Origin of the sequence: Lysobacter sp. Root667 (genome assembly GCF_001427715.1) — a bacterium.
Taxonomy (GTDB): Bacteria; Pseudomonadota; Gammaproteobacteria; order Xanthomonadales; family Xanthomonadaceae; genus Lysobacter.
This window is the reverse complement of record NZ_LMHF01000015.1, coordinates 121,064-145,937: the sequence shown is the minus strand read 5'-3', so window position 1 is coordinate 145,937 and position 24,874 is coordinate 121,064. Positions and strand designations below refer to the sequence as shown.

Below are 24,874 nucleotides of genomic sequence, written 5' to 3'. Positions count from 1 at the left end.
GCGAGCAGCGAGCAGCGAGCAGCGAGCAGCGAGCAGCGAGCAGCGAGCAGCCGGCCTCGACCGGCTCCATCACTGCAGCCGCACATCCAGATCGCGCTTCGCCGCCGCGACATTGCCGCTGTAATCCTTCGCGGTAATGCGCAAGGTGTAGTCGCCCGGCGGCAGGTCGGTCGGCGTCCACAGGCCGGGCACGAGCCTGCCGTCGCGCGCGGTGTTGGTCAGCACATAGCGGAAGCGCGTGATCGCGCTGCCGTGCACGGTGACGCCGCTGCCGTCGGCGTAGACGACCTGGACCGCTTCGTCTTCCGACGGCATGCGGTCGAACTGCAGGTTGGTGCGTGGGCTTTCGTAGCCCGGCAGCGGGGCGCCGGCCGCGTCCAGCCATTGGTAGCCCAGCGAATACAGGCCGAGCCGGCGTCGCGCCTGATTGCGATCGACCTGGTCCCAGGCATCGACCACGATCTGCACCCCCGGCAATCCGCGCGACACCAGCACGCGGTTCTGCTCGCGCTGCTCCAGCGGCTGGGCCGCGTCGTCGAGCAGGGCCACGCGCTCGATCTGCGGCGCGTGCTTGTCGGTGTAGCCGACGAAGCCCAGGGTGATCGCGTTGCGCTGGTAGCCGCTGGCGCCGACCACCAGGTGCACGTGCGCCATCGGATTGATCGTGCCCAGCGCGTCGCCGACGCGGAAGCGGGTGCCGCGCAGAACGCGGATGCGCTCGGGTTTGCCGTCGTCGCCGAGGACCGGATGGAAGCGGCTGGGGTCGAGCGAATTGCCTTGCGGATCGCGGCCGACGCGCATGTGGATGTAGCTCAGCGTGTCGAGGGACATGCCTTCGCCGAGCGCGCCCATGCCCCAGGTTCCGTTGGGGCTGCTGAGCTTGGCGTCGGCGATCGCGAGCACGCGCTGGCCGACGTCGCCGGCGATGTCGAGGCCGTCGTGCAGATGGTGGCGGGCCTCGCCGTTGCCGTCGCCGCGCACTTCGGCCATTGTGCCGACCACTTCGTGCCAGCCGTCCTGCGGCGCCAGCGGCCAACGGCCTTCGCTGCGCGGCAGCGGATTCTGCGGCGAGGGTCCGACCGCGGCGAGCGTCGCCGCGCTGCCGGCCGCGACCGGCGCGATCCGGTGCACGCGATAGCCCTGCGCATCGGCGACGTAGAGCGCGCCGTCGGGCGCCAGTGCCAGCGCGGACGGGCGCGCGAGGCGCTGTTCGGTGGTCGCGCCGGTGATGGTGCGCAGACTGCGATCCAGGCCGATCTGGAGCACGCGGCCGCGCGCCATCTCGCCGACGTAGATCACGCCGTCGTGGGTGACTGCCAGGCTCAGCGGCCGCCGCATCGCGTCCGGCGGGTCCTCCTGCAAGCCCCGCAGCACGGTGCTGACCGCGCCGTCGAGCCCGATCCGGCGGATCGCGTTGTTGCGCAAGTCGGCGACCAGCACGCGGCCGTGCCGGTCCAGCGCCAGCGCGGTCGGCGTGTCGAAGCGCGCCAGCGCGGCGGGACCGTCCTGGTAACCGGGCCGCTCGCCGCCGGCGAGCGTGCGCACCTGGCCGTCGTTGCCGATCACGCGGATGCGGTCGTTGTAGGTGTCGGCGACGTAGACCCGACCCTGCGCATCCACGGCCACGCCAGTGGGGCCGTTGAAGCGGGCCTGCGCGGCGGGACCGTCGAGGTAGCCGGCGCTGCCGTCGCCGGCCAGGGTGCTGACCACGCCCTGTGGGCTGAGCTTGCGGATCGCGTGATTGCCGGTGTCGGCGATGTAGAGATTGCCCGCCGCGTCCAGGGCCACGCCCGAGGGCGTATTGAAGGCCGCGGCGGCGCCGATGCCGTCGCGGAAGCCCTCGCTCGATCCGGCCAGGCTGACCACGCGGCCGTCGGCGCGGATCGCGCGGATGCGGTTGCTGTCGCCAGCGTCGGCCACGTACAGGGTGCCGTCGCGGCCCAGGGCCAGGCCGTAGGGGTCGGCGAAACGCGCCTGCGCCGCAAGGCCGTCGCGCAAGCCGAGCACGCCGTCGCCGGCGCGCAGCTGCAATTGCCCAGCCCAGCCCAGCGGCGTGGCCTGCGGCCCGGCGGGTTTGCGCGGGATGCCGGGTTCGAACACGAAAGTGGCGGCCAAGGCGGCGGCGGTGAGGGCGACAACCAGCCCCAGCCAGAGATTTCGGGTCATGCGGTTCCTGGTTGCGACGGCCGCGCGCGCAGCGGGGCCTTGGGGCGAGCCCGATTCTAGCCAACTCGGTCCAGCCGCGCCGGCGGTATCGGGCCTGCCGGTCCGGCGCTTGCATCGGCGGCGTCCGGCCCCACACTGTCTGCCTACGTCGTCAAGAACCCTGCATTTCCATGCCTATCTACGCCTTCCAGTGCAGCGCCTGCGGGCATACCTTCGACCGTTTGCAAAAGCTGTCCGACGCCGATCCCAGCGTCTGCCCGTCCTGCGGCGCGGAGGCGGTGAGCCGTCAGCTCACCGCGCCGCAGTTCCGCCTGGCCGGCGGCGGCTGGTACGAGACCGACTTCAAGAAGGACGGCGACAAGAAGCGCAACCTGGCCGATGCCGGCGGTTCGAGCGGGGCCGGCGATTCGGGGGCGGCCAAGCCGGCCGCGCCCAAGGCCGAGCCGGCCAAGAGCGAGCCCAAGCCGGCCGCCAAAACCGCCGCTTCCGGCGATTGATCCCGGGCGCCCGATCCTGGGCGCCGGACCTGCGATCGCAGGGCCGATCTAGACGGGCGCCTCGCGACGAGCGCCGTAGCGGCGCCCGTCGCGACGGCGGTCAGTTGCCGAACTCGCCGCGGCAGCCCTGGTTGACCCAGATCGCATTGCGCGACTCGATGCCCCAGGTGCGGCCCTGGATGCAGGGCTGCTTGGAGATCTGCCGCAGCAGGCGCGGCATGGCGTTGCCGACCGGCAGGGCGCAGGTCGTGGTCCGGTTGTCGACGCTGGAGCAAGTGACCCGACGGCCCGGCTGCGGCGGCGGCTGCACCTGGGCGTCGCCGATGAAATCGGCGCGGCAGCCCTGGGTGACCCAGACCTGGCCGTTCTGCGATTGCCAGGTGCGGCCCTCGATGCAGGCCGAGCTGGACAGCTGGCGCGACAGCCGGGTGCGCCCGTACCAGGGCACCGAACAGGTCTGCGGACGATTGTCGGTGCTTTCGCAGCGCACGGTCTGGCCGACCGGGGGCTGCGGGCCCGGGCCGGGGCCGAACTCGCCGCGGCAGCCGCCGCTGACGTAGATATTGCCGTCGCGGGACTGCCAGGTGCTGCCTTCGGTGCAGGGCGTCTTGGACAGTTGCTTGATCAGGCGCGAATAGCCGGGCCAGCCGGTGCGGCAGGTGCGCACGCGGCCGTCGTTGCTTTCGCAGCGGATCGTGCCGCCGGGTTGCGGACCGACTCCGCCGCCGCCGGCCAGGGACTGGGAGATGTCGGCCTTGATCCGGCTGAAGGTCCAGTTGGAGCGGTTGACCTGGTCGATATAGAAGCGCAGCTGGTCGTCCGGGATGCGCCGGCCGTTGGACTGCTCGGAGTATTCCAGGCTGATCACCCGTACCTGGTCGTTGTAGGACAGGCTGCGCAGGTTTTCAGGCGCGTAGGCGCGCGTCTGCGGCTGGGCCTGGACCAGGACGGGAGCGGCCAGGGCCGCCAGGCACAGCGCCAGCGACAGCGGTTTGAGCAGTTTCAGCATGGCCATTCCCCTAGCCGGGTGGGACACGCGGCAGACCGGGCCGCGGCCGGTGGTGCAGGGCAATCCGGGTGGAGCGGATGTGGATCGGAGGTAGATGAAATCCAGCCGCAGGCTGCGCGGCCGGACAAGTAACCGGCCGGAGCCGTTAAGATAGCGTGTTCCTGGCCCAGGCCCGGACGCGCGCCGGCCCGCCCGGCGCCCCCACCGTGCCGGCCCTGCCGCCGGCCGCCGTTTCGATCCCGGAGTTTCCATGCGTACCCACTTCTGCGGCCTCGTCGACGAGGCGCTGATCGGCCAGACCGTCACCTTGTGCGGCTGGGTCAACACCAACCGCGTCCAGAGCCACGTGGTGTTCACCGATTTGCGCGATCACGAGGGCGTGGTCCAGATCGTGGTCGATTCCGACATGGTCGAGCTGTTCAAGACCGCCGGCGACCTGAGCGTGGAGAGCTGCGTGCGCGTGACCGGCACGGTGCGCGCGCGCCAGGCCGCCAACGACAAGATCCGCAGCGGCAAGGTCGAGATCCTGGCCGCGACCATCGAGGTGCTGAACAAGGCCGAGCCGCTGCCGTTTCACGCCCACGAGAACGCCGGCGAGGAAACCCGCCTGACCTATCGTTACCTCGACCTGCGCCGTCCCGAGATGCAGAAGATGATGCGCACTCGCATCCGCCTGGTGCAGTCGCTGCGCCGCTGGCTGGACGCGCGCGGCTTCCAGGACATCGAAACCCCGATCCTGACCAAGGCCACGCCCGAAGGCGCGCGCGACTTCCTGGTCCCGGCGCGCATGCACCCGGGCGAGTTCTACGCATTGCCGCAGTCGCCGCAGCTGTTCAAGCAGATCCTGATGGTGGCCGGCTTCGACCGCTACTACCAGATCGCGCGCTGCTTCCGCGACGAAGCCCTGCGCGCGGACCGCCAGCTCGAGTTCACCCAGCTCGACATGGAGTTCGCCTGGGTCTCCGAGCGCGACGTGCAGGACACGGTCGAGGACATGATCCGCGTCGTGTTCAAGGAGTCCATCGACGTCGAGCTGGACGCGCAGTTCCCGCGCATGACCTACGCCGAGGCGATGCGCCGCTACGGTTCGGACAAGCCCGACCTGCGCATCGACCTGGAATTCGTCGACATCGCCGAGCTGGTCAAGCACTGCGAATTCAAGGTATTCACCGATTGGGCCAACCACGCCGACGGCCGCGTGATCGCGCTGCGCGCGCCGGGCGCCGCGGGCTGGTCGCGCAAGCAGATCGACGAGGCCGGTGCCCACGCGGCCAAGTACGGCGCCAAGGGCCTGGCCTGGATGAAGGTCGAGGACGCGTCCAAGGGCCGCGAAGGCATCAACTCGCCGATCGCCAAGTTCTTCGACGACGCGACCCTGGCCAAGATTATCGAAGCCTCGGGCGCTACCAGCGGCGACGCAATCTTCTTCGGCGCCGCCGATTACAAGACCGCCAGCGACTTCATGGGCGCGCTGCGCCTGAAGCTGGGCAAGGACCTGGGCCTGGTCGGCGAAGGCTGGAAGCCGCTGTGGGTCACCGATTTCCCGATGTTCGAGTGGGACGAGGAAGCGCAGCGCTACGTCGCCCTGCATCACCCCTTCACCGCTCCCGCGGTGGACGACATCGCCGATCTGCGCGCCAACGCCAAGACCGCGGTGTCGCGCGGCTACGACATGGTCCTCAACGGCAACGAAATCGGCGGCGGTTCGATCCGCATCCATCGCCCGCAGATGCAGTCGGCGGTGTTCGATCTGCTCGGCATCGGTGCGGAAGAGGCCGAAGCCAAGTTCGGCTTCCTGCTCGACGCGCTCAAGTACGGCGCGCCGCCGCACGGCGGCATCGCCTTCGGCATCGACCGCATCGCCGCTCTGATGGCCGGCACCGAGTCGATCCGCGACGTGATCGCCTTCCCCAAGACCACCACCGCGCAGTGCCTGATGACCGGTGCGCCGTCGCCGATTCCGGACGCGCAGCTGGCCGAAGTGCACGTGATGGTGCGGCCGAAGGATCCGGCCTGAGCGTTGGATCCGGGGCTGGGGTAGGCGCGGCGCAAGCCGCGAACGCTCCAGCGGCCGGCGGCGCCGCAGCGATCGCGCGGGCGGACGTTTTGCGCCTGGTGATCGTTGAACGCCGGCAAGCGCGGTGGCGCGGTCGCGGCTGACGCCGCTCCTACACGAAGCAGAAAGCGAGAGGGCAGGCTGGACCATGAGCGACGACTACCGCATCCGCCGCGCCACCGTCGCCGACGCGGCGTTGTTGTCCGATCTGGCCGCGCGCACCTTCATCGAGACCTTCGGGCACCTGTATCCGCCGGACGATCTACAGGCCTTCCTGGCCGACGCTTACGCGGTCGAGAAGCAAGCCGTCATCCTCGCCCATCCGGACTATGCGGTCTGGCTGCTCGAACGCGACGGCACGGCGATTGGCCACGCGGCCGCTGGGCCTTGCGGTCTGCCGCATGCGGAGGTGGCCTCGGGCGATGGCGAGCTCAAGCGTTTGTACGTGCTGCGCGAGGCGCAGAACGGCGGCTGGGGCGGCCGTTTGTTTCAGACGGTGATGGACTGGCTGCTGCGCGACGGCCCGCGCACGCTGTGGATCGGGGTGTGGTCGGAAAACCACGGGGCGCAGCGCTTCTACGCGCGCCATGGCTTCGTCCACGTCGGCGATTACGAGTTCGTCGTGGGCCAGACCCGCGACCACGAATACATCCTGCGCCGCGCGGCGGCCTGAGCCAGGTAGGCGCCGCTCCCACCGTGCGGTCGCGGCTCACGCCGCTCCTACCCCGAGGCGGGTGCTGCGAGGCTTGCCGCGTTGCCGCTTCCTGTGGGAGCGACGTGAGTCGCGATCGCGTGAGTCGGGGCTTGCGTCGCTGCTCGCATGGCGCATCGCGGCTTACGCCGCTTCCACAACACCGTGTTGTGGCACGCGCGAGGGTTGTTGCGCCGGTGGCGGTGGCGGTGCGGTCGCGGCTCACGCCGCTCCTACCCCAAGGCGGGTGCTGCGAGGCTTGCCGCGCTGCCGCTTTCTGTGGGAGCGACGTGAGTCGCGATCGCGTGAGCCGGGGCTTGCGTCGCTGCTCGCATGGCGCATCGCGGCTTACGCCGCTCCCACAACGCCGTGTTGTGGCACGCGCGAGGGTTTGTTGCGCCGGTGGTGGTGGCGGTGGCGGTGCGGTCGCGGCTCACGCCGCTCCTACCCCAAGGCGGGTGCTGCGAAGCTTGCCGCTTTCTGTGGGAGCGACGTGAGTCGCGATCGCGTGAGTCGGGGCTTGCGTCGCTGCTCGCATGGCGCATCGCGGCTTACGCCGCTCCCACAACGCCGTGTTGTGCCACGCGCGAGGGTTGTTGCGCCGGTGGCGGTGGCGGTGCGGTCGCGGCTCACGCCGCTCCTACCCCGAGGCGGGTGCTGCGAGGCTTGCCGCGTTGCCGCTTTCTGTGGGAGCGACGTGAGTCGCGATCGCGTGAGTCGGGGCTTGCGCCGGTAGCCGAACCTCGCCCATCGCGGCTTACGCCGCTCCCACAGTAGATACGCCGCGGTCCGTGGCTCAGCGCGCCGCTACCACGTCCACCGCACCCAAGGTCAGGCGCCCCGTGCCGTCGCGCCCGGCATTCTGCGGCGCGATGCCGCGGCGGCCCGGCCAGCTGTCGGCGAGCGCGAGCTTGAGCGTGTAGCGCCCCGGAGCCAGCGCTGCCGGTACGCTGGCCTGTAGCTCGCGGCTCTGCGGCGATCCCGGCAGCAGGCCGGTGAGCGGATAGTCGAGCGCCGACTTGGCCCGCACCACGCCGCCCGCGTCCAGCCAATGCAGTTCGGCCTGATAGACCTGGTACAGCGGCGCTACGCCGGTGTTCTCGATGCTCAGGCTCAGCGGCAGGCTCGCACCGGCCGCGACCTGATCGGCCCAGGCCGCGCGCCGCACGGTGAACTCGTAGCCCAGCGCGCGCTTGATGCTCAGCACCTTGGCCCGAAACGCCGCGGTGCCGGTGTTCTCGTGCTGGCCGGCCGGGCCCAGCCAGGTGAAGTGGTAGTCGCGCACCAGCTTGACGATGTCGGCGGGGCGGTCGGTCCACAACTTCTTCTGGTCCGCGTACGGGCTTTCGCCGCCGATCGGATTGAGCTGCCAGTTCTGGCGCGCGGCCGGCACTTCGTTGCGATAGCCCCATTCCAGGTTCCACCAACCGGTGTCGTCGCAGCGCTTGAGCATGGGCGAATAGGCGTTGCACATCGCGGTGTAGGACGGGAAGAAGTCTTCGCTGAAGCCGAAGCCGGCACCGCCGACATCGCTGGCGCGCGCGTAGCGCGTGTGCACCGGCGTCTGCGCGAAGTTGTTGGTGTAGGCGTCGCGCACCAAGGCGCGGGTGGTCGCATCGGGCTCGTAACTGGGGCAGCCGGAGGTGTGCCACTCGCCCCAGAAGCCGAGCAGGCCGACATGCACGGCGGTGATGCGCGGGTCGCCGTCGTAGCGGCGCGCGAACGCGCGCACGAACTGCTGCAACTGCTCGCGCATCGCCGGCGTGTTGTAGTCCGGCGCCACGCCGGGGCCGTCGCCGCCGCAGTTGCTGTAGGCATGGCCGGGGATGTTGAGTGGGGCCTGGCCGAGGAACTTGGGATAGTCGCGCTCGGGCTGCTCGCCGTCGTAGTAGTAATGAATGTTGTTGCCGACGCTGTCGGGGTAGTCGGCGACCGGGCGCAGCACGAAGGTCGCGTTCGGATCCTCGGCCAGGATCGGCGCGAGGTGGCGTTGTTCGAAGCCGGCCCAGTCGTACTGCTCGTCGGCGGTCTCGACTTCGCGCCAGGGCAGGTAGATCTGGTAGATCGAGGCGCCGTAATAGTTGTCGGGCAGGCCGCCGTCGGCGCCGACCGTGGTGCCCCAGAGCAGGAAGCCGCGGTGCGGGTTGGACAGGTCGTCGTTGCTTTGGGCGGGGAGCAGTTCGCCGGCGCGCGCGGGCGCGAGCAGAGCGGTCAGCGCGATCGCGACGGCGAGGGCGGCGGGTGCTACGGGTCGCAGGTCCATGTGAACTCCGTGAGTGGGGGCGCGGCGATGGTGGACGCTGCGCGCAGGGCCGGGAGGGGCGCGGCATCACAATCCGGCGTGTCCCGTGGGTGGGACAACGGTTCCGCTAGCGGGGTCACGCTTGTTCCACGCGCTTTGCATCTTTCGTGTGTCTTTCGGCTTAGGGCGCGCCGTGAGCCGCGAACGCTCTGCTCACGAACCTGTGCAGGCCCGAGTGGCGCGGTCGCGGCTCAGGCCCGCCCCTATACCGGACGGAGACTTGGTTAGCATCGCCCCAGGCCCGATATCGCATTCATGGCGAACGACGGAGCGGCGATGGAGCGAGCGACGACGGCGGATGCGACGCGCAGAGTCCTGATGGTCCACGGCATCTGGATGCCGGCGCTGTCGATGCGCTGGCTGGGCGCGCGCCTGGCCGAGGCCGGCTACGAAAGCAGCACCTATGCCTACGCCGGCGCCGGCGGCGGGCCGGACGCGGCCCTGCCGGGGCTGCTCGAACGCCTGGCCGAACCGACCCACATCCTGGCCCACAGCCTGGGCGGCCTGATCGCCCTGAGCGCCTTGGCCGCCCAGCCCGAACTGCCGGTGTCCCGGGTGGTCTGCCTGGGCTCGCCGCTGTGCGGCAGCGCCGCCGCCGGTGGGCTGGCCCGGCACGCCTGGACCGCGGCCGCGCTGGGCCGCAGCGCCGAGCTGCTGCTGCACGGCTGCCCACCCTGGCGTGGCCGGGCCGAGGTGGCGGTGATCGCCGGTTCGACCCCGCACGGGCTGGGGCGCTATTTCGGCGATCTCGGCCAGGACAGCGACGGCACCGTGGCGGTCGCCGAGACCCGCCTGGACGGCCTGCGCGACCATGCGGTGATCCCCGCCAGTCACAGCGGCCTGCTGTTTTCGGCGCAGGCGGCCCAGATGGCCGCCGCCTTCTTCCGCCACGGGCGCCTGCGCGCCTGAGACCAGGCCGGGCGGGCGGTGAGGGCCGGGTTGTGACGGTCCGGCCCCGGCGGCGGCGCCCGATCGAGTAAAATCGCCGGCTTGTTCACAGATTGAGCCGGTAACGCCATGGGTAGAGGTCCGTCGATCGAAGCGCGCAAGAACGCCGAAGATGCGCGTCGCGGCAAGATCTTCACCAAGATCATCCGCGAGATCAGCGTGGCCGCGCGCCGCGGCGGCGGCGATCCTGGCGGCAATCCCAGCCTGCGCACGGCGATCGACAAAGGGCTTTCGGCCAACATGTCCAAGGACGTGATCGAACGCGCGGTCAAGAAGGCCACCGGCGCGCTGGAAGGCGTGGAATACGAGGAAATCCGCTACGAGGGTTACGCCCCGGGCGGAGTCGCGGTGATCGTCGACTGCCTGACCGACAACAAGGTCCGCACCGTCGCCGACGTGCGTCATGCCTTCGGCAAGTTCGGCGGCAACCTCGGCACCGACGGTTCGGTCGCATTCCTGTTCCAGAAGCGCGGCGTGCTGTGGTTTCCCGCCGGCACCGACGAAGACCAGGTCACCGAAGCCGCCATCGAAGCCGGCGCCGACGATGTCGTGGTCTACCCGGACGACGGCTCGATCGACGTGCTGACCGCGCCGGACGCGTTCGCGTCGGTCAAGGCCGCGATGGAAGCGGCCGGTCTGGCCCCGAGCCAGGCCGAGATCACCTACCGCGCCGAGAACGAAATCGCCGTCAGCGGCGAGACCGCGCAGCAGGTGGTGAAGATGCTCAACTGGCTCGAAGACCTGGACGACGTCCAGAACGTCTACTCCAACGCCGATCTCGGCGCCGACGCCTACGCGTAGACTGCCTGCGTGATCCGCATCCTCGGCATCGACCCCGGTTCGCAACGGACCGGCCTGGGCGTCATCGACGTTGCGGCCGACGGCCGTTGCACCTATGTGCACGCGCAGGCGCTCAAGCTGCTCGACGCCGAGGATTTCCCGTCGCGGCTCGGGCTGCTGTGCGAAGGCCTGGAAGCGGCGCTGGACCAATGGCAGCCGCAGCAGGTCGCGATCGAGACCGTGTTCATGGACAAGTCCGCGACCTCGGCGCTGAAGCTGGGCCACGCCCGCGGCGCCGCGCTGGCGACCGTCGTGCGGCGGCGCATTCCGATCAGCGAGTACGCGCCGCGGGTGATCAAGCAATCGCTGGTGGGCCGCGGTGCGGCCGACAAGCAGCAGGTCCAGCACATGGTGCGGCTGTTGCTGAATCTGCCGGAAATGAAGCTGCAGGCCGACGCCGCCGATGCCCTTGCGGTCGCCCTGACGCATGCGCATATGAGTGCGACCAGCGCGCGCATCGGCCTGACCACGGCGCAATTGCGCAGGCGCGGCGCATGAGCGCGCCGCTTCGTCATCCCAAGGGAGCGGGTCCGTGATCGGACGTCTCAAAGGCATCATCGTGCACAAGCAGCCTCCCTGGCTGGTAGTGGACGTCAACGGCGTCGGCTACGAGCTGGAGGCGCCGATGAGCACCTTCTACGACCTGCCCGAACTGGGGCGCGAGGTCGCGCTGTTCACCCATTACGCGCAGAAGGAAGACAGCGTTTCGCTGTACGGCTTCCTGCGCGAGACCGAGCGGCGCCTGTTCCGCGACGTCCAGAAAGTCAGCGGCATCGGCGCCAAGATCGCCCTGGCGGTGCTGTCGGGCGTGCCGGTCGAAGAGTTCGCGCGCCTGGTCCAGGCCGGCGACGTGACCGCGCTGACCCGCATCCCCGGCATCGGCAAGAAGACCGCCGAACGCATGGTGGTCGAGCTGCGCGACCGCGCCGCGGATTTCGTCGGCTCCGGCGCCGTCCTCGGCGGCAACGGCGTGCCCGCCGATCCGCAGAGCGAGGCCACCGTCGCCCTGCAGCAACTGGGTTACAAACCCGTCGAGGCCGCGCGCATGGCGCGCGATGCCACCGCCGCCGGCGACGACGCCGCCGCCATCATCCGCAAAGCGCTAAAGTCCGCGCTTCGCTGAGCCCACGGCGGCGTACCCGCCCGGAGCACACGCACCATGGCTTCCACCGTTCCTTCTGTCGACGCGCAGCCGCGCAAGAACGCCCACGACGCCCAGGGCCATGGTCACGGCCATGGCGGCAAGGGCCTGGCCGGGCTGGTCGTCGGTGCGATCGGCGTCGTCTTCGGCGACATCGGCACCAGCCCGCTGTACACGCTGAAAGAGGCGTTTTCGCCGCACTTCGGACTGATCGGGCCGCACATCACTCCGGCGGCGTTCCACGACACCGTGCTGGGCATCCTGTCGCTGGTGTTCTGGGCGCTGATGATCGTGGTCACCATCAAGTACGTGACCATCATCATGCGCGCCGACAACGAAGGCGAGGGCGGCATCATGGCGCTCATGACCCTGGCCCAGCGCACCCTGGCCAAGGGCGGGCGCTCGGCGTACGTCGTCGGCATCCTCGGCATCTTCGGCGCTTCGTTGTTCTTCGGCGACAGCGTGATCACCCCGGCGATCTCGGTGCTCGGCGCGGTCGAGGGCCTGGAAGTGGCCGCGCCCGGCCTGCACCGGTTCATCGTCCCGATCACGGTGGTGATCCTGGTGATGGTGTTCCTGGCCCAGCGCTTCGGCACCGAGAAGGTCGGCCGCGTGTTCGGCCCGATCACCGTGCTGTGGTTCCTGGCCCTGGCCGCGATCGGCGTGCACAACATCGTCGACGCCCCGGAAGTGCTCAAGGCGTTGAACCCGATGTGGGGCGCGCGCTTCTTCATCGACCACGGCCTGCACTCGGTGCTGATCCTGGGCGTGGTGGTGCTGGCGGTGACCGGCGGCGAAGCCTTGTACGCCGACATGGGCCACTTCGGCGCCCGCCCGATCCGCTACGCCTGGTACATCATGGTGCTGCCCTGCCTGATGCTGAATTACCTGGGCCAGGGCGCGCTCGTGCTCGAACACCCGGCCGCGGTGCGCAACCCGTTCTTCGAGGCGGTGCCGGCGTGGGCGCTGTACCCGATGATCGTGCTGGCTACGATGGCCGCGGTGATCGCCTCGCAGGCGGTCATCACCGGCGCCTATTCGATCGCGCGCCAGGCCATGCAGCTGGGCTACATCCCGCGCATGCAGATCAAGCACACCTCGCACGACACCATCGGCCAGATCTACGTGCCCTATATCAACTGGATCCTGGCGATCGCGGTGATCACGGTGGTGCTGGCCTTCCGCAGCTCGACCGCACTGGCCACGGCCTACGGCATCTCGGTGTCGGCGACGATGCTGATCGACACCCTGCTGCTGGCGCTGGTCGCGCGCGCGCTGTGGCCGCGCTGGCGCACCTGGGTGCTGCCGCTGTGCGTGGTGTTCTTCATCGTCGACGTCGGTTTCGTGGTCGCCAACGGCGCCAAGTTCTTCGACGGCGCCTGGTTCCCGGTGGTGCTGGGCCTGACCGTGTTCACGGTGATGCGCACCTGGCGCCGCGGCCGCGAGCTGCTGCACGACGAGGTGCGCAAGGAGGGCATCCAGCTCGACAGCTTCCTGCCCGGCCTGATGCTGGCGCCGCCGATCCGGGTGCCGGGCACCGCGGTGTTCATGACCGCCGACAAGGGCGTGGTCCCGCATGCGCTGCTGCACAACCTCAAGCACAACAAAGTGCTGCACGAGCGCAACGTGTTCCTGACCGTGGAAACCCTGAACGTGCCGCATGCGCCGCGCGAGAAGCGGCTCAAGATCGAAGCCATCGGCGACGATTTCTACCGCGTGCTGATCCGCTTCGGCTTCATGGAAATGCCCGACGTGCCGCTGGCGCTGATGCGTTCCTGCGACGCCGGCGGCATCTATTTCGATCCGATGGACACCACTTATTTCGCCAGCCGCGAGACCGTGGTCGCCAGCCGCCACCGCGGCATGCCGATCTGGCGCGATCGCCTGTTCGCCTTCATGCACCGCAACGCCGCGCCGGCGACCGGCTTCTTCCGCATCCCCGGCAACCGCTTGGTCGAGCTGGGCGCGCAGGTCGAAATCTGATCCGGCTTCAGTCCCTCTCCCGCAAGCGGGAGAGGGCTGGGGTGAGGGCACACGAGGTCACGGTCTCGCGCCGTCAGCCGCGTTCCGTACGCCCTCATCCGCCCTGCGGGCACCTTCTCAGCCTTGCGCACCCTTCGGGCGCCGCAAGCGCGAGAAGAAGAGGACCCAGCCGCATCCATCCGCCGCAGCCAGCCGCCTTCCCGGCGCCAACCGCCACCGGTGTCGCCCCAGAGCCGCCCCCGCCCATGCGAACATAGCCGCATGACCGAAAACCGCATCATCGCCCCCGGCGCGAACCGCGAGGACGAGGCCCTGGAGGCTTCGATCCGGCCCAAGCGCCTGGACGAATACCTGGGCCAGCAGCCGGTTCGCGAGCAGCTCAAGATCTACATCGAGGCCGCCAAGGGCCGCGGCGAGGCACTGGATCACGTCCTGATCTTCGGGCCGCCCGGCCTGGGCAAGACCACCCTGAGCCACGTGATCGCCAACGAGCTGGGCGTCAACCTGCGCCAGACCTCCGGCCCGGTGATCGAGAAGGCCGGCGACCTGGCCGCGCTGCTGACCAACCTGCAACCGCACGACGTGCTGTTCGTCGACGAGATCCACCGCCTCTCGCCCGTGGTCGAGGAAGTGCTGTACCCGGCGATGGAGGACTACCAGATCGACATCATGATCGGCGAGGGCCCCGCGGCGCGCTCGATCAAGCTCGACCTGCCGCCGTTCACCCTGATCGGCGCCACCACCCGCGCCGGCCTGCTGACCGCACCGCTGCGCGATCGCTTCGGCATCGTCCAGCGCCTGGAGTTCTACAGCGCCGAGGAACTGACCAAGATCGTGCGCCGCTCGGCCCAGATCCTGGGAATCGATTGCGTGCCCGAGGGCGCGGCCGAGATCGCCAAGCGCTCGCGCGGCACCCCACGCATCGCCAATCGCCTGCTGCGCCGGGTGCGCGACTACGCTCAGGTCCGCGCCGGCGGCCGCATCGACAGCCAGACCGCGGACGCGGCCATGGCCATGCTCAAGGTCGATCCGCAGGGCTTCGACGAGCTCGACCGGCGCCTGCTGCAGACCATCATCGAGTCCTTCGACGGCGGCCCGGTCGGGGTCGAATCGCTGGCCGCCGCGCTCAGCGAGGAGCGCGGCACGCTCGAGGACGTGATCGAGCCCTTCCTGATCCAGCAGGGCTACCTGGTCCGCAGCGCGCGTGGCCGCATGGCCACCGCCAAGGCCTACCGGCACATCGGCCTGAAGCCGAAAGCCAATGCCAGCGGGCTTTTCGAAGAGGGTTGAACGAGTGATTGCACCGGCGTTCAGTTGGCCGACACGCGTCTATTGGGAAGATACCGACGCCGGTGGCGTGGTCTACCACGCGCAATACCTGGCGTTCCTGGAACGCGCGCGCAGCGAATGGGTGCGTGCCCAGGGTTACGGCCAGGAGCGGCTGCGGCTGGAGTTCGAGCTGGTGTTCGCGGTCCGCGCGATGCAGATCGACTTCCTCAAGCCCGCGCGCCTCGACGACGCCTTGTCGGTGTCGGCGGAGCTGCGCGAGTGCCGCCGCGCCAGCCTGGTGTTCGCGCAGGCCATCCACCGTGGCGACGAGCGTCTGTTCACGGCGACGGTGCGCTTGGCCGCGCTGGACCCGCAGGACTTCCGCCCGCGCCCGATTCCGGCGGCGCTGTACGAGCCGCTGAAAGCGCTGGTGACCCCGGCGCCGCAAGAACCAACGTAACCATCAGGCCCGTGCTGCGGGCTACGGAGAAACAAGCATGACGTCATCGTTGATCGCGCTTCTGGCCACGACCGTGGAAGCCCTGCCGGAAGAGGCCGCCAGCGCGGTGACGCAGGCCGCCGCGAGCGCCGACTTCAGCCTGCTGGACCTGGTGCTCAAGGCCAGTATCCCGGTGCAGTTGATCATGGCCCTGCTGGTACTGGCGTCGGTCACGTCCTGGATCATCATCTTCCGCAAATGGAAGGTGATCCGGCGCGCCAGGAACGAGGCCGACCACTTCGAGGAACGCTTCTGGTCCGGCGCCGAGCTGAGCAAGCTCTACGCCGGCACCACCGAACGCGGCCGCGGCGTCGGCGGCCTGGAGGCGATCTTCGAAGCCGGCTTCCGCGAGTTCAACCGCATCCGCCAGCGTCGCGGCGTCGATGCCCGCGCCCAGCTCGAAGGCGCCCAGCGCGCGATGCGCGCGACCGGTTCGCGCGAACTCGACGGCCTGGAGCACAACCTCGAACTGCTCGCCAACATCGGCTCGACCTCGCCCTACATCGGCCTGGTCGGCACCGTGTTCGGCATCATGGTCACCATGCATTCGCTGATCTCGACCACCAAGCAGGTCGGCATCGCCGATGTCGCGCCGGGCATTTCCGAAGCGCTGCTGGCGACCGCGATGGGCCTGTTCGTGGCGATCCCGGCGGTCTGGGCCTACAACCGTTTCGCCACCGGCGTGGAGCGCCTGTCGGTGCGCTACGACGCGTTCTCCGAGGAGTTCTCCTCGATCCTGCAGCGGCAGTCCCACCTCGACGAAGGCTGATGCGAGCCACTCGCACGCGTCCGCATCCGAGCGCCAGCGCGCTCCTATGCCTTCCGCCGCGGCGGAAGGCGTCGTAAAGAATTGAGAGGAAGGCCATGTCCGGCATAACCGCGCGCCGCCATCGCAAGCGCAAACTCAAGGCCGAGATCAACGTCGTGCCCTACATCGACGTGATGCTGGTGCTGCTGATCATCTTCATGGTCACGGCGCCCCTGCTGACCCTGGGCGTCGACGTCGACCTGCCCAGGTCCAACGCCAAGTCGATCGAGACCAAGAACGATCCGGTCGTGGTCCAGATCGACGCCAAGGGCAACTACTTCCTCGCGGTCAAGGCCGGCAGCAACGAAGCGGTGACCCGCGACATGCTGCGCGCCCGCATGACCGCCCTGGTCGCGCAGAACGGCAAGGAAAAACTGCAGGTCTACATCGCCGGCGACGGCCGCTCCAACTATCAGCCGGTGATGGAGGCGATGGAGATCCTGCAGGGCGCCGGGGTCGAGAAGGTCGGTCTGATGAGCCAGCCGCAGAAGGGCGCGGCCCGATGAGGGAAACCAGCGCCGACACCGCGCAAGCCGTCGGTCTGGCCCTGCTGCTGCACGGGCTGCTGATCCTGGCGATCCTGCTCGGCGCGCTGTGGAAGTTCGAAGGCGCGCCGGCCGGCGGCGGTTCGCCGATGGCGTCGGAATTGACCGACGTGTCCGACCTGTCGGCGGCGATGCAGCGCACGCTGCGCAACCGGCCCGAGCCGATCTCCGAACCGCTGCCTCAGCCCGAGCCGGAAATAGAGGACAGCCTGCCATTGCCGCAGCCCGAGCCCGAGCCGCGGCCGCAGGATTCGCCGACGCCGGTGCAGCAGGCGCCGCAGGATTTCATCCCGGTCCCGGACGACCGCAGCCAGGAGCAGGTGGTCGATACGCCGACCCCGAACCCCGCCGACGAAAAGAAGCTGCAGGAAGCCAAGCAGCGCCAGGAACAGGTCGACCTGACCGAGCAGGAGCGCCAGGACGAGGCCCAGCGCCAGCAGCGCCTGACCGCGATGGAACTGGAGCGCCAGAAGCAACTCGAAGACATCCGCCGCAAGCGCGCCGCCGCGGCGCGCGAGGCCAGCCTGGCCGAACAGAAGCTCAAGCAGCTGGCCGACGCCCAGGCCCGCAGCGCCTCGAGCAGCCAGGCCGACGCCAACGCCGCCCAACCGACCCCGGGCGCCGGCGGCCAGGGCGATCCAGGCCTGATGGCGGCCTACCAGGCCGCGTTGCAGGCCGCGATCCTGGCCAAGTGGACCCGGCCCGAGAGCGTGCCGCTGGGCGCCAAATGCCGACTGGTCATCCGCCAGCTCCAAGGCGGCACCGTCATCGACGTACAGGTATCGTCGCCGTGCTCCTACGACGAGCAGGCGCGGCGCTCGATCGAGGCCGCCGTGCTCAAGGCCCAGCCCTTGCCCTACGCCGGCTTCGAGAAGGTCTTCAACCGCCAGCTCAACTTCAATTTCACCGCCCAGGATCAGTGACCGGGTGCAGGAATGCCGCTTCAGCCTGAATTCGTTCAGCTTTGAGGCGGCGTTCACCTCCAAACTGTTAAGAATCGCAAGCTGAACAGTGTCCGTGCCGTACCTGTGCCCGTTTTCACCCGTAATGGAGTGCCGATGAACCGACCCCTGTCCTGGCTGGCCGCGCTGCTCGCGCTGCTGCTTCCGTTCTCCGCCGCCGCCCAGGGGCTGGAAGTCGATATCGTCGGCGGCAAGGCCGCAGCCCTGCCGATCGTGGTGGTGCCGATGCCGTACCAGGGCTCCGGCTCGGCGCCGCAGACCGACATCGCCAAGGTGATCCGCGACGACCTCAACCGCTCCGGCCAGTTCCGCGGCCTGCCGGTCGAGCAGATCGCCGACAAGCCCAGCCGCGGCAGCGAGATCAACTACCCGACCTGGCGCGCGATCAACCAGGACTACATCGTGGTCGGCCGCGTCCTCGACGGCGGCGCCGGCAGCTACCGCATCGAATACGAACTGTTCGACGTCGCCAAGCAGCAGCGTCTGGACGGCTTCGCCTACACCGCGCGCACCAACGCCGTGCGCGACGCCGCCCACCAGATCGCCGACAAGATCTACGAGCGCATCCTCGGTGTGCGCGGCGCGTTCTTCACCCGTATCGCCTACGTCACCGCCAACGGCACCGGCCGCAGCGCCGACTATGTGCTCAAGATCGCCGACTCCGACGGCTTCAACCCGCAGCCGGTGGTGCGCTCGCCCGAGCCGCTGCTGTCGCCGTCCTGGAGCCCCGACGGCAACCGCCTGGCCTACGTCAGCTTCGAAGGCGGCAATTCCTCGATCTACATCCAGAACATCAGCTCCGGCAGCCGCGAGCTGGTGGCCAAGTTCCGCGGCATCAACGGCGCGCCCTCGTTCTCGCCGGACGGCCGCCGCCTGGCCCTGACCCTGTCGCGCAGCGGCAACCCCGAGATCTACACCATGGACCTGGGCAGCCGCGCGCTGACCCAGCTGACCAACCATTTCGGCATCGACACCGAGCCGACCTGGAGCGCCGACGGCAGCAAGATCTACTTCACCTCCGACCGCGGCGGCCGCCCGCAGATCTACCAGGTCTCCTCCAGCGGCGGCGGCGCCACCCGCGTCACCTTCCAGGGCAGCTACAACGCCACCCCCAGCGTGTCCCCGGACGGCAAGAAGATCGCGGTCGCCCAGGGCGCCGGCAACACGTATCGCATCGCCATGATGGACTCCAGCCTGGGTTCGCCGCGCTGGAGCACCCTGTCGCCGGGTTCGCTGGACGAGTCCCCGACCTTCGCTCCGAACGGCGCGATGATCATTTATGCTGCGCGCGAAGGCCGCCGGGGCGTGCTGTATTCGGTCTCCGCCGACGCCCGCGTGCGCGAGCGCGTGGTCCTGGACGACGGCGACGTACGCGAACCGGCATGGGGTCCGTACCGCACGCCGCGTTGATCGCGCGTCCAGGCCAATCCCGCATCACGTATCCGCATCCCCCGGCACCGGCTGTCCCGCTAGTCCTGCCCCCACGTTCCACTGACGAGGAAAAACCATGAACAAGATCGCTCCTGCCACCGTCGGCAAGGTCGTGCTCGCCGCACTGCTTTGCACCGTCGCCGTCGCCTGCTCGAAGAAGGTCAAGGAAGTTCCGCCGACCGACACCGGCAGCAACGTCGGCACCACTCAGCCGTCGACCGACATGGGTCCGACCGCCTCGGGCGCCTACGGTCCGAACGATCTGGACACCGACGCCTGCCTGCGTCAGCGCGTGGTCTACTTCGATCTGGACCAGGACAGCCTGAAGCCGGAATTCCAGGCCATCGTCGGCTGCCACGCCAAGTACCTGCGCGACCGTCCGTCCTCGCGCATGACCCTGGAAGGCAACGCCGATGAGCGCGGCAGCCGCGAGTACAACCTCGGCCTCGGCGAGCGCCGCGGCAATGCGGTGTCCTCGGCGATCCAGGCCAACGGCGGTTCGGGCAGCCAGATCACCGTGACCTCCTACGGCGAAGAGCGCCCGGTCTGCACCGACTCCAACGAGGACTGCTGGGCCAAGAACCGTCGCGTCGAGATCGTGTACACCTCCAAGTAATCGGACCCACGATCGATGCGCACGTTCGCAAAGACCCTAGCGGCTTCGATCGTCTGCGGAGCGGCGGCCCTCGCGGCCCCCGCCCCCGCGTACGCCCAGCGCGCCAGCCTGGCCGACCGCGTCGCGGTGCTGGAGCAGCGCGCGGCCAACAATCAGGCCAACGTCGACCTGCTCAACCAGGTCACCCAGCTCAAGTCGGAAGTCCAGGCGCTGCGTTCGCAGGTCGAGGAATTGCAGCAGCAGAATCAGCAGCTGCAGCAGTCGAGCAAGAACCAGTACTTGGATCTGGACGGGCGCCTGAACCAGCTCGAAGGCAGCGCGCCTGCCGCCGCGCCGGCTCCGGCCGCCGCTGCGCCCAAGCCCGCCGCCGCGCCGCCGCCGCATGCCGCCGCCCAGGACCGTCCCCCGACGGTCTACGGCGACGCCGGCACCGTGGCCCAGAGCGCCGACGAGCGCAGCGCCTACGATGTCGCCTTCAACGCGCTCAAGGCCGGTCTGTATGCCGACTCGGCGCGCATGTTCCAGGCCTTCATCGAGACCTACCCGAACGGCACCTACACCCCCAACGCGCTGTATTGGCTGGGCGAAAGCTATTACGTGACCCAGAACTACCAGCTCGCCCTGGTCCAGTTCCAGGCCCTGTACGAGCGTTACCCGACCCACGACAAGGCCCCGGGCGCGCTGCTCAAGATGGGCCTGTCCCAGCAGGGCCTGCGCCAGGTCGACGCGGCCGAGCGCACCCTGGGCGAAGTGGTCTCGCGTTTTCCGGGCACCGACGCCGCCCGCGCCGCGTCCGACCGCCTCAACGCGCTGCAGCTCGGCCGCCTGCGCTAAGCCGCTCCCCGTAGGGCCGGCGCAAGCCGCGACCACGCCAAGCCGGTTTTCGTCGCCCCGATCCCCGTCGACCCCGGGCCTGCCCGCAGGCGGGCCCGCGCACCGCTGCATTCCAGCCCCGTTCCAGCCCATGCCGGCCGGCTCCGATAAACTATGCCTATGAATGCCGTCTCGACCGACGCGGCCCTGGCGTCGCCCGAACGCCTGCGGCTGACCGAAATCTTCCTGTCCCTGCAGGGCGAAGCCCGCAGCATCGGCTGGCCGACCGTGTTCGTGCGCCTGACCGGCTGCCCGCTGCGCTGCCAGTACTGCGACACCGCCTACGCCTTCCACGGCGGCGAGTGGTGGCAGATCGACGACATCCTGGCGCAGGTCGCCAGCCACGGCGCGCGCCACGTCTGCGTCACCGGCGGCGAGCCGCTGGCGCAGAAGCGCTGCATCGGCTTGCTGAGCCGGCTGTGCGACGCCGGCTACGAGGTCTCGCTGGAAACTTCCGGCGCGATCGACATCGCCGAGGTCGATCCGCGCGTGTCGCGCGTGCTCGACATCAAGACTCCGGATTCCAAGGAAGCGCATCGCAACCTGTGGAGCAATCTGGCCCTGCTGACCGCGCGCGACCAAGTCAAGCTGGTGATCTGCAGCCGCGAGGACTACGACTGGGCCAAGGCCGTGGTCGCCGAGCACCGCCTGACCGAGGTCTGCGACGTGCTGTTCTCGCCCAGCTTCGGCCAGATCAAACCCAGCGACCTGGCCGACTGGATCGTCGCCGACCGCCTGCCGGTGCGATTCCAGCTGCAGTTGCACAAGATCCTCTGGAACGACGAGCCCGGGCGTTGACGGCCGGGATTCGGGATCGGAAATTCGGGATTCGCGACAGCGGCTTCCGACCCCGCCGGATCCTGCGCGCTTCCCGTCGCCCGCTCTAACCCATTCCCAATCCCGAATCCCGAATCGCCATGAAAAAAGCCGTCGTCCTCGTTTCCGGTGGCATGGACTCCGCCGTCGTCATCGCCATCGCGCGCGAGCAGGGCTATGCCGTGCATGCGCTGAGCGTGCGTTACGGCCAGCGCCATACTTCCGAGCTCGATGCCGCCGCGCACGTGGCGCGCTCGCTGGGGGCGGTCGCGCACAAGACCGTCAACGTCGACCTGCGCAGCATCGGCGGCTCGGCGCTGACCGACGAAACGATCTCCGTGCCGCTGGACACCGACCATCATCCGGTCGGCGTGGACGCGGCCAAGGACGACATCCCGGTCACCTACGTCCCGGCGCGCAACACCATCATGCTGTCGGTGGCGCTGGGCTGGGCCGAAGTGCTGGGCGCCGCCGACATCTACTGCGGCGTCAACGCGGTCGACTATTCGGGCTATCCCGACTGCCGCCCGGAGTTCGTCGAGGCCTTCGAGCGCCTGGCCAACCTGGCCACCAAGGCCGGCGTCGAGGGCGCGGGCCTGCGGGTGCGCGCGCCGCTGCAGTACCTGAGCAAGGCCGACATCGTGCGCGAGGGCATGCGCCTGGGCGTGGATTTCGCCGAAACCGTGTCCTGCTATCAGGCCGACGACGAAGGCCGTGCCTGCCGCCACTGCGACGCCTGCCGCCTGCGTGCCGAGGGCTTCGCCGCCGCCGGCGTGGCCGATCCGACGCGCTACGTCTGAACCGCCGCGTCCGGCCCCGCTCAGCGGGGGCCTGACTCGGCGCGGACGGCTTGTTAGAATGTCCGACTCCGGCGCGCTGCCGGCGATGTTCCGGGCCGTTAGCTCAGTCGGTAGAGCAGAAGACTTTTAATCTTTTGGTCGTAGGTTCGAATCCTACACGGCCCACCAAATACGACGCCTGGGATCGCTCCCAGGCGTTTTTTATTGCCTGTCCGACGCTGCGCTTGAGCGGGCGTGAGCTTCCAGGGCCTCGCCCATCGGTTCGGGCTGTCGACGGAGACTTCGTGCGCAGAGGCGCATTTCACTGCGCGTAGGCCCGCAGAGGCGTCGCAGCGGCTAGTCGCCGCGCTCGGCATGAGGCGCCGCAGCCGACGACGGGTCGTCGAAGATGTCCGCGAGGTCGGCGCGCTTGCCCATGAAACGCCCGGCCGCATCGCCGGCCAGGGCCAATCCGGCGATCGCCACGATCCACAGCAGGGTTTCGCGCGCGCCGCGTTGCAGCGACTCGCGCCAACGCTCGAACCGGCCTTGCAGGCGCCGGCCCGCGAACAGGTACAGGCCCAGCAGCAGCAAGGGCGGTGCGACGAAGATCGCGTTGTAGACCAGCAGCAGCGGCAGCCATTGCCATAGCGCGAGCTTGGCCGAGGTCATCAGCGCCACGGCGGCGAAGTACGGCAGCGCGGTGACCAGCTCGATCGCGGTGACCGTCGCCCCGAGCAGGGCCATGCCGAGCAGACCGCCGACGCGCGGCTGCGGCTGTTCCGGCACGGTTTTCGACTGCTTGGGGGCGAAGATGGCGTAGCCGAGCATGCCCAGGCCGAGCGCGAGTTGCAGCGCGAGCACCAGCGGATGATCGAAGGCCTTGCCGTAGCGCTCGACCGCGACGCCCAGGCCCAGCATCAGCGCGATGCCCAAGGCCGCGTAAGTCAGGGCGATGCCGGCGATGTAGGCCAGCAGGCGCGGCGCCGCGCCGGGGCGCGCCATCCACCACAGCGCGACGGCCAGGGCGGAAGGATTGACGCTGTCCACGACGGCCAGTCCGAGTACGGGCAGGACGATGTCGGTCATGCGGTTCGGGCGCCGGTAAGCGGGAGCGGCATTGTGGCGCAGGCAGCGGCGGCAAGGCCTGGGCCGTTCGGCATGCTTCGGTAGTGCGTAGGGATCCGCGCACCGGATGCGGACGCGCGCCGGGCAGGGCCCGGTTTTCGCGCCCACGCCGCCGTCGCCATGCATGCCGATGCGGGTGCGTCCGAAACTCGCGATACGCGCGAATCGCGTTGGGTGGATTGTCGCCGGTCTTGCCAGCCACTATCTTGGCGTGCGCCGAATACGGCGTTCATCCCCCGTCGAAAGGATTCCCATGCTCCGTACTTCGCTCAGTCTTCTGCTGTTCGCCGCTGCCGCGACCGTCATGCCGGTGCGCGCGGAGAAAATCGCCACGCCCGCCATCGCCGCGCCGGATGTCGCCCATGCCAAGAAGTACGCCCAGGACGGCATCAGCGTTTCGCTGCCGGGCAACTGGACGGTCACCGAGAACACCGCCATGGACGAAGGCGGCGGGCGCGCGCTGGGGATCGAGGCCGACAAGCCCGACTTCGAGACCCTGGGGCTGGACATCACGCTCCAGGTCTATCCCGAGGACATCGCGCCTTCGCTGCAGGGCGCGGCCGAATTCCTGGTCGAGCGCCAGATCGACGGCTCCAAGAACTACAGCCAGCCCAAGCACGCCGACTACAAGTTGGGCGGCCGTTTCCCGGCGCTGGTCTCGCGCTACAACCACAACGTGTTCGGCGCCGACTCGCCGTATGCGAAGCGCGTCGACCTGTACGCGCTCAAGCCCTGCGGCGAAGGCTGGGTCTGCCTGCTTTACGCACAGACCGTGGCCGCGAACGAAAGCGCCGCAAGCGCCGGCATGGCCAAGCTGTACGAAACGGTGAAGTTCGCTCCCGCGCAGGAGTGAAGGCATGCGTCGCGGCGCGCCGCCGGCGCGTCGCTTCGTGCGCAGTCGGTCTTATGAGAATGTGGCCGTTACGAGCCTGCGGCGTCGACGCGGCCCGTCCGGCGATTCACCAGAATTTCCAGAACGGCTTCTTGTCCGCGGGTGCGTCGTTCGACTCGGGCGGCGGCACGAAGCCGAAGTAGGGAATGGCCTTGCCGCTGAAGCCGTCGATGGCCAGCGGCAGCGGTTCGAAGCTCCGCTCCAGCCAATCGGAATGATGCTGCCGGGCCTGCGCGGCTTCCGCGTTGGTCAGCACCAGGAAACCGTGGGTGTCCGCGCCGCCATAGGAATCGCTGTGCACGAACACGGTGTAGCGGTCTTTGAGGATCTCGGCGATGGAGGCGATCATGACGTAGCGGTCGCGGCCGCTTTCGGTCAGCGGGATCAGGTAGGTCTGGCCGCGGTGGACCAGCTCCCGCGGATCGTCCTCGTCGAGCATGCCGATCGCATCGGCCTCGTCTAGCTCGTCCGAGAAACCGCTGACGACCTCGGACTCGAACGAACGCCAGTCGATCCAGATCAAGGCCTCGGACAGTTCGTCCTCGTCCAGCGTTACCAGCGTTGCCAGGGGAATGCGCATGCGTGCTCCTTGCGAGCGAAGGTCCGGGGAATGCGGCCGCGCT

At 69.1% G+C, this 24,874-nt stretch carries 24 protein-coding genes and 1 tRNA gene; 20 read left to right on the top strand and 5 right to left on the bottom strand.

Annotated features, from left to right (window positions below):
* Positions 1-69: 69 nt before the first annotated feature.
* Positions 70-2,166 carry an NHL repeat-containing protein gene (locus ASD78_RS18340; protein WP_056104108.1) on the bottom strand — a complete coding sequence of 699 codons (2,097 nt, stop codon included), beginning with the start codon at positions 2,164-2,166 and terminating at the stop codon, positions 70-72.
* A gap of 170 nt (positions 2,167-2,336) precedes the next feature.
* Between ASD78_RS18340 and ASD78_RS18335 the strand changes: the two genes are divergently transcribed.
* The gene (locus ASD78_RS18335; protein WP_055900414.1) at positions 2,337-2,663 is read left to right on the top strand and encodes a zinc ribbon domain-containing protein; all 327 of its coding nucleotides are present in this window, start codon (positions 2,337-2,339) and stop codon (positions 2,661-2,663) included.
* Positions 2,664-2,763: 100 nt separating this feature from the next.
* Here ASD78_RS18335 and ASD78_RS18330 read toward each other — a convergent pair whose 3' ends face one another.
* On the bottom strand, positions 2,764-3,672 hold the full coding sequence (locus ASD78_RS18330; protein WP_082575709.1) for a DUF3011 domain-containing protein: 909 nt from the start codon (positions 3,670-3,672) through the stop codon (positions 2,764-2,766).
* A 250-nt stretch (positions 3,673-3,922) separates the two neighbouring features.
* On the opposite strand from ASD78_RS18330, the gene aspS reads away from it, so the two are divergent.
* Positions 3,923-5,689, top strand: a complete 1,767-nt coding sequence (gene aspS / locus ASD78_RS18325; protein ID WP_056104105.1) for an aspartate--tRNA ligase — start codon at positions 3,923-3,925, stop codon at positions 5,687-5,689.
* Between the two features lie 187 nt (positions 5,690-5,876).
* Entirely contained in the window at positions 5,877-6,401 is a 525-nt protein-coding gene (locus ASD78_RS18320) for a GNAT family N-acetyltransferase (RefSeq protein WP_055900424.1), read from the top strand.
* An 814-nt stretch (positions 6,402-7,215) separates the two neighbouring features.
* Here ASD78_RS18320 and ASD78_RS18315 read toward each other — a convergent pair.
* Positions 7,216-8,682: a DUF4832 domain-containing protein gene (locus ASD78_RS18315; RefSeq protein ID WP_056104102.1), complete on the bottom strand. Its 1,467-nt coding sequence runs from the start codon at positions 8,680-8,682 to the stop codon at positions 7,216-7,218.
* A 294-nt stretch (positions 8,683-8,976) separates the two neighbouring features.
* Here ASD78_RS18315 and ASD78_RS18310 point away from each other — a divergent pair, with 294 nt between their 5' ends.
* The 16 genes from ASD78_RS18310 (at position 8,977) to ASD78_RS18235 (ending at position 22,420) form a co-directional block, all read left to right on the top strand.
* Positions 8,977-9,630, top strand: a complete 654-nt coding sequence (locus tag ASD78_RS18310; RefSeq protein WP_156087869.1) for an alpha/beta hydrolase — start codon at positions 8,977-8,979, stop codon at positions 9,628-9,630.
* A gap of 108 nt (positions 9,631-9,738) precedes the next feature.
* A complete protein-coding gene (locus ASD78_RS18305; protein ID WP_056104099.1) occupies positions 9,739-10,470 on the top strand; it encodes a YebC/PmpR family DNA-binding transcriptional regulator in 732 nt (243 codons plus the stop codon).
* A 9-nt stretch (positions 10,471-10,479) separates the two neighbouring features.
* Positions 10,480-11,007: a crossover junction endodeoxyribonuclease RuvC gene (gene ruvC / locus ASD78_RS18300; RefSeq protein WP_055900433.1), complete on the top strand. Its 528-nt coding sequence runs from the start codon at positions 10,480-10,482 to the stop codon at positions 11,005-11,007.
* A gap of 34 nt (positions 11,008-11,041) precedes the next feature.
* The gene (gene ruvA, locus ASD78_RS18295; protein ID WP_056104095.1) at positions 11,042-11,632 is read left to right on the top strand and encodes a Holliday junction branch migration protein RuvA; all 591 of its coding nucleotides are present in this window, start codon (positions 11,042-11,044) and stop codon (positions 11,630-11,632) included.
* Positions 11,633-11,668: 36 nt separating this feature from the next.
* A complete protein-coding gene (locus tag ASD78_RS18290; RefSeq protein ID WP_055900439.1) occupies positions 11,669-13,633 on the top strand; it encodes a potassium transporter Kup in 1,965 nt (654 codons plus the stop codon).
* A 261-nt stretch (positions 13,634-13,894) separates the two neighbouring features.
* The gene (gene ruvB / locus ASD78_RS18285) at positions 13,895-14,923 is read left to right on the top strand and encodes a Holliday junction branch migration DNA helicase RuvB (protein WP_055900443.1); all 1,029 of its coding nucleotides are present in this window, start codon (positions 13,895-13,897) and stop codon (positions 14,921-14,923) included.
* Between the two features lie 4 nt (positions 14,924-14,927).
* The gene (gene ybgC / locus ASD78_RS18280) at positions 14,928-15,362 is read left to right on the top strand and encodes a tol-pal system-associated acyl-CoA thioesterase (protein ID WP_235565770.1); all 435 of its coding nucleotides are present in this window, start codon (positions 14,928-14,930) and stop codon (positions 15,360-15,362) included.
* Between the two features lie 37 nt (positions 15,363-15,399).
* Positions 15,400-16,170, top strand: coding sequence for a protein TolQ (gene tolQ / locus ASD78_RS18275; RefSeq protein ID WP_056104093.1), 771 nt, complete (start codon positions 15,400-15,402; stop codon positions 16,168-16,170).
* A 95-nt stretch (positions 16,171-16,265) separates the two neighbouring features.
* Complete coding sequence (gene tolR, locus ASD78_RS18270; RefSeq protein WP_055900451.1) at positions 16,266-16,715, top strand: protein TolR; 450 nt, start codon at positions 16,266-16,268, stop codon at positions 16,713-16,715.
* The gene (tolA, locus tag ASD78_RS18265) at positions 16,712-17,677 is read left to right on the top strand and encodes a cell envelope integrity protein TolA (RefSeq protein WP_056104091.1); all 966 of its coding nucleotides are present in this window, start codon (positions 16,712-16,714) and stop codon (positions 17,675-17,677) included. Before tolR ends, tolA begins: the two co-directional genes overlap by 4 nt.
* A gap of 135 nt (positions 17,678-17,812) precedes the next feature.
* Positions 17,813-19,126: a Tol-Pal system beta propeller repeat protein TolB gene (tolB, locus tag ASD78_RS18260; protein ID WP_055900457.1), complete on the top strand. Its 1,314-nt coding sequence runs from the start codon at positions 17,813-17,815 to the stop codon at positions 19,124-19,126.
* A 97-nt stretch (positions 19,127-19,223) separates the two neighbouring features.
* On the top strand, positions 19,224-19,763 hold the full coding sequence (gene pal / locus ASD78_RS18255) for a peptidoglycan-associated lipoprotein Pal (RefSeq protein WP_055900461.1): 540 nt from the start codon (positions 19,224-19,226) through the stop codon (positions 19,761-19,763).
* 15 nt (positions 19,764-19,778) lie between these two features.
* Entirely contained in the window at positions 19,779-20,597 is an 819-nt protein-coding gene (gene ybgF / locus ASD78_RS18250; RefSeq protein ID WP_056104088.1) for a tol-pal system protein YbgF, read from the top strand.
* A 159-nt stretch (positions 20,598-20,756) separates the two neighbouring features.
* Positions 20,757-21,434 carry a 7-carboxy-7-deazaguanine synthase QueE gene (gene queE / locus ASD78_RS18245; protein ID WP_055900468.1) on the top strand — a complete coding sequence of 226 codons (678 nt, stop codon included), beginning with the start codon at positions 20,757-20,759 and terminating at the stop codon, positions 21,432-21,434.
* Positions 21,435-21,553: 119 nt separating this feature from the next.
* On the top strand, positions 21,554-22,252 hold the full coding sequence (gene queC / locus ASD78_RS18240; protein ID WP_056104086.1) for a 7-cyano-7-deazaguanine synthase QueC: 699 nt from the start codon (positions 21,554-21,556) through the stop codon (positions 22,250-22,252).
* Positions 22,253-22,344: 92 nt separating this feature from the next.
* Positions 22,345-22,420: transfer RNA gene (locus ASD78_RS18235), tRNA-Lys, on the top strand.
* Between the two features lie 168 nt (positions 22,421-22,588).
* On the opposite strand, the gene ASD78_RS18230 is transcribed toward ASD78_RS18235, so the two are convergent.
* Complete coding sequence (locus tag ASD78_RS18230) at positions 22,589-23,320, bottom strand: GAP family protein (protein WP_056104083.1); 732 nt, start codon at positions 23,318-23,320, stop codon at positions 22,589-22,591.
* A 292-nt stretch (positions 23,321-23,612) separates the two neighbouring features.
* Between ASD78_RS18230 and ASD78_RS18225 the strand changes: the two genes are divergently transcribed.
* A complete protein-coding gene (locus ASD78_RS18225; RefSeq protein WP_056104079.1) occupies positions 23,613-24,212 on the top strand; it encodes a hypothetical protein in 600 nt (199 codons plus the stop codon).
* Between the two features lie 106 nt (positions 24,213-24,318).
* On the opposite strand, the gene ASD78_RS18220 is transcribed toward ASD78_RS18225, so the two are convergent.
* The gene (locus ASD78_RS18220) at positions 24,319-24,831 is read right to left on the bottom strand and encodes a hypothetical protein (RefSeq protein WP_056104076.1); all 513 of its coding nucleotides are present in this window, start codon (positions 24,829-24,831) and stop codon (positions 24,319-24,321) included.
* Between the last annotated feature and the right edge of the window lie 43 nt (positions 24,832-24,874).

Excerpts from the sequence above, each read along its gene's own strand:
- ASD78_RS18340 (WP_056104108.1), bottom strand. The coding sequence starts at position 2,166 with ATGACCCGAAATCTCTGGCTGGGGCTGGTTGTCGCCCTCACCGCCGCC.
- ASD78_RS18335 (WP_055900414.1), top strand. The coding sequence starts at position 2,337 with ATGCCTATCTACGCCTTCCAGTGCAGCGCCTGCGGGCATACCTTCGAC.
- ASD78_RS18330 (WP_082575709.1), bottom strand. The coding sequence starts at position 3,672 with ATGCTGAAACTGCTCAAACCGCTGTCGCTGGCGCTGTGCCTGGCGGCC.
- aspS (WP_056104105.1), top strand. The coding sequence starts at position 3,923 with ATGCGTACCCACTTCTGCGGCCTCGTCGACGAGGCGCTGATCGGCCAG.
- ASD78_RS18320 (WP_055900424.1), top strand. The coding sequence starts at position 5,877 with ATGAGCGACGACTACCGCATCCGCCGCGCCACCGTCGCCGACGCGGCG.
- ASD78_RS18315 (WP_056104102.1), bottom strand. The coding sequence starts at position 8,682 with ATGGACCTGCGACCCGTAGCACCCGCCGCCCTCGCCGTCGCGATCGCG.
- ASD78_RS18310 (WP_156087869.1), top strand. The coding sequence starts at position 8,977 with ATGGCGAACGACGGAGCGGCGATGGAGCGAGCGACGACGGCGGATGCG.
- ASD78_RS18305 (WP_056104099.1), top strand. The coding sequence starts at position 9,739 with ATGGGTAGAGGTCCGTCGATCGAAGCGCGCAAGAACGCCGAAGATGCG.
- ASD78_RS18290 (WP_055900439.1), top strand. The coding sequence starts at position 11,669 with ATGGCTTCCACCGTTCCTTCTGTCGACGCGCAGCCGCGCAAGAACGCC.
- ruvB (WP_055900443.1), top strand. The coding sequence starts at position 13,895 with ATGACCGAAAACCGCATCATCGCCCCCGGCGCGAACCGCGAGGACGAG.
- tolQ (WP_056104093.1), top strand. The coding sequence starts at position 15,400 with ATGACGTCATCGTTGATCGCGCTTCTGGCCACGACCGTGGAAGCCCTG.
- tolR (WP_055900451.1), top strand. The coding sequence starts at position 16,266 with ATGTCCGGCATAACCGCGCGCCGCCATCGCAAGCGCAAACTCAAGGCC.
- tolA (WP_056104091.1), top strand. The coding sequence starts at position 16,712 with ATGAGGGAAACCAGCGCCGACACCGCGCAAGCCGTCGGTCTGGCCCTG.
- tolB (WP_055900457.1), top strand. The coding sequence starts at position 17,813 with ATGAACCGACCCCTGTCCTGGCTGGCCGCGCTGCTCGCGCTGCTGCTT.
- pal (WP_055900461.1), top strand. The coding sequence starts at position 19,224 with ATGAACAAGATCGCTCCTGCCACCGTCGGCAAGGTCGTGCTCGCCGCA.
- ybgF (WP_056104088.1), top strand. The coding sequence starts at position 19,779 with ATGCGCACGTTCGCAAAGACCCTAGCGGCTTCGATCGTCTGCGGAGCG.
- queE (WP_055900468.1), top strand. The coding sequence starts at position 20,757 with ATGAATGCCGTCTCGACCGACGCGGCCCTGGCGTCGCCCGAACGCCTG.
- queC (WP_056104086.1), top strand. The coding sequence starts at position 21,554 with ATGAAAAAAGCCGTCGTCCTCGTTTCCGGTGGCATGGACTCCGCCGTC.
- ASD78_RS18230 (WP_056104083.1), bottom strand. The coding sequence starts at position 23,320 with ATGACCGACATCGTCCTGCCCGTACTCGGACTGGCCGTCGTGGACAGC.
- ASD78_RS18225 (WP_056104079.1), top strand. The coding sequence starts at position 23,613 with ATGCTCCGTACTTCGCTCAGTCTTCTGCTGTTCGCCGCTGCCGCGACC.
- ASD78_RS18220 (WP_056104076.1), bottom strand. The coding sequence starts at position 24,831 with ATGCGCATTCCCCTGGCAACGCTGGTAACGCTGGACGAGGACGAACTG.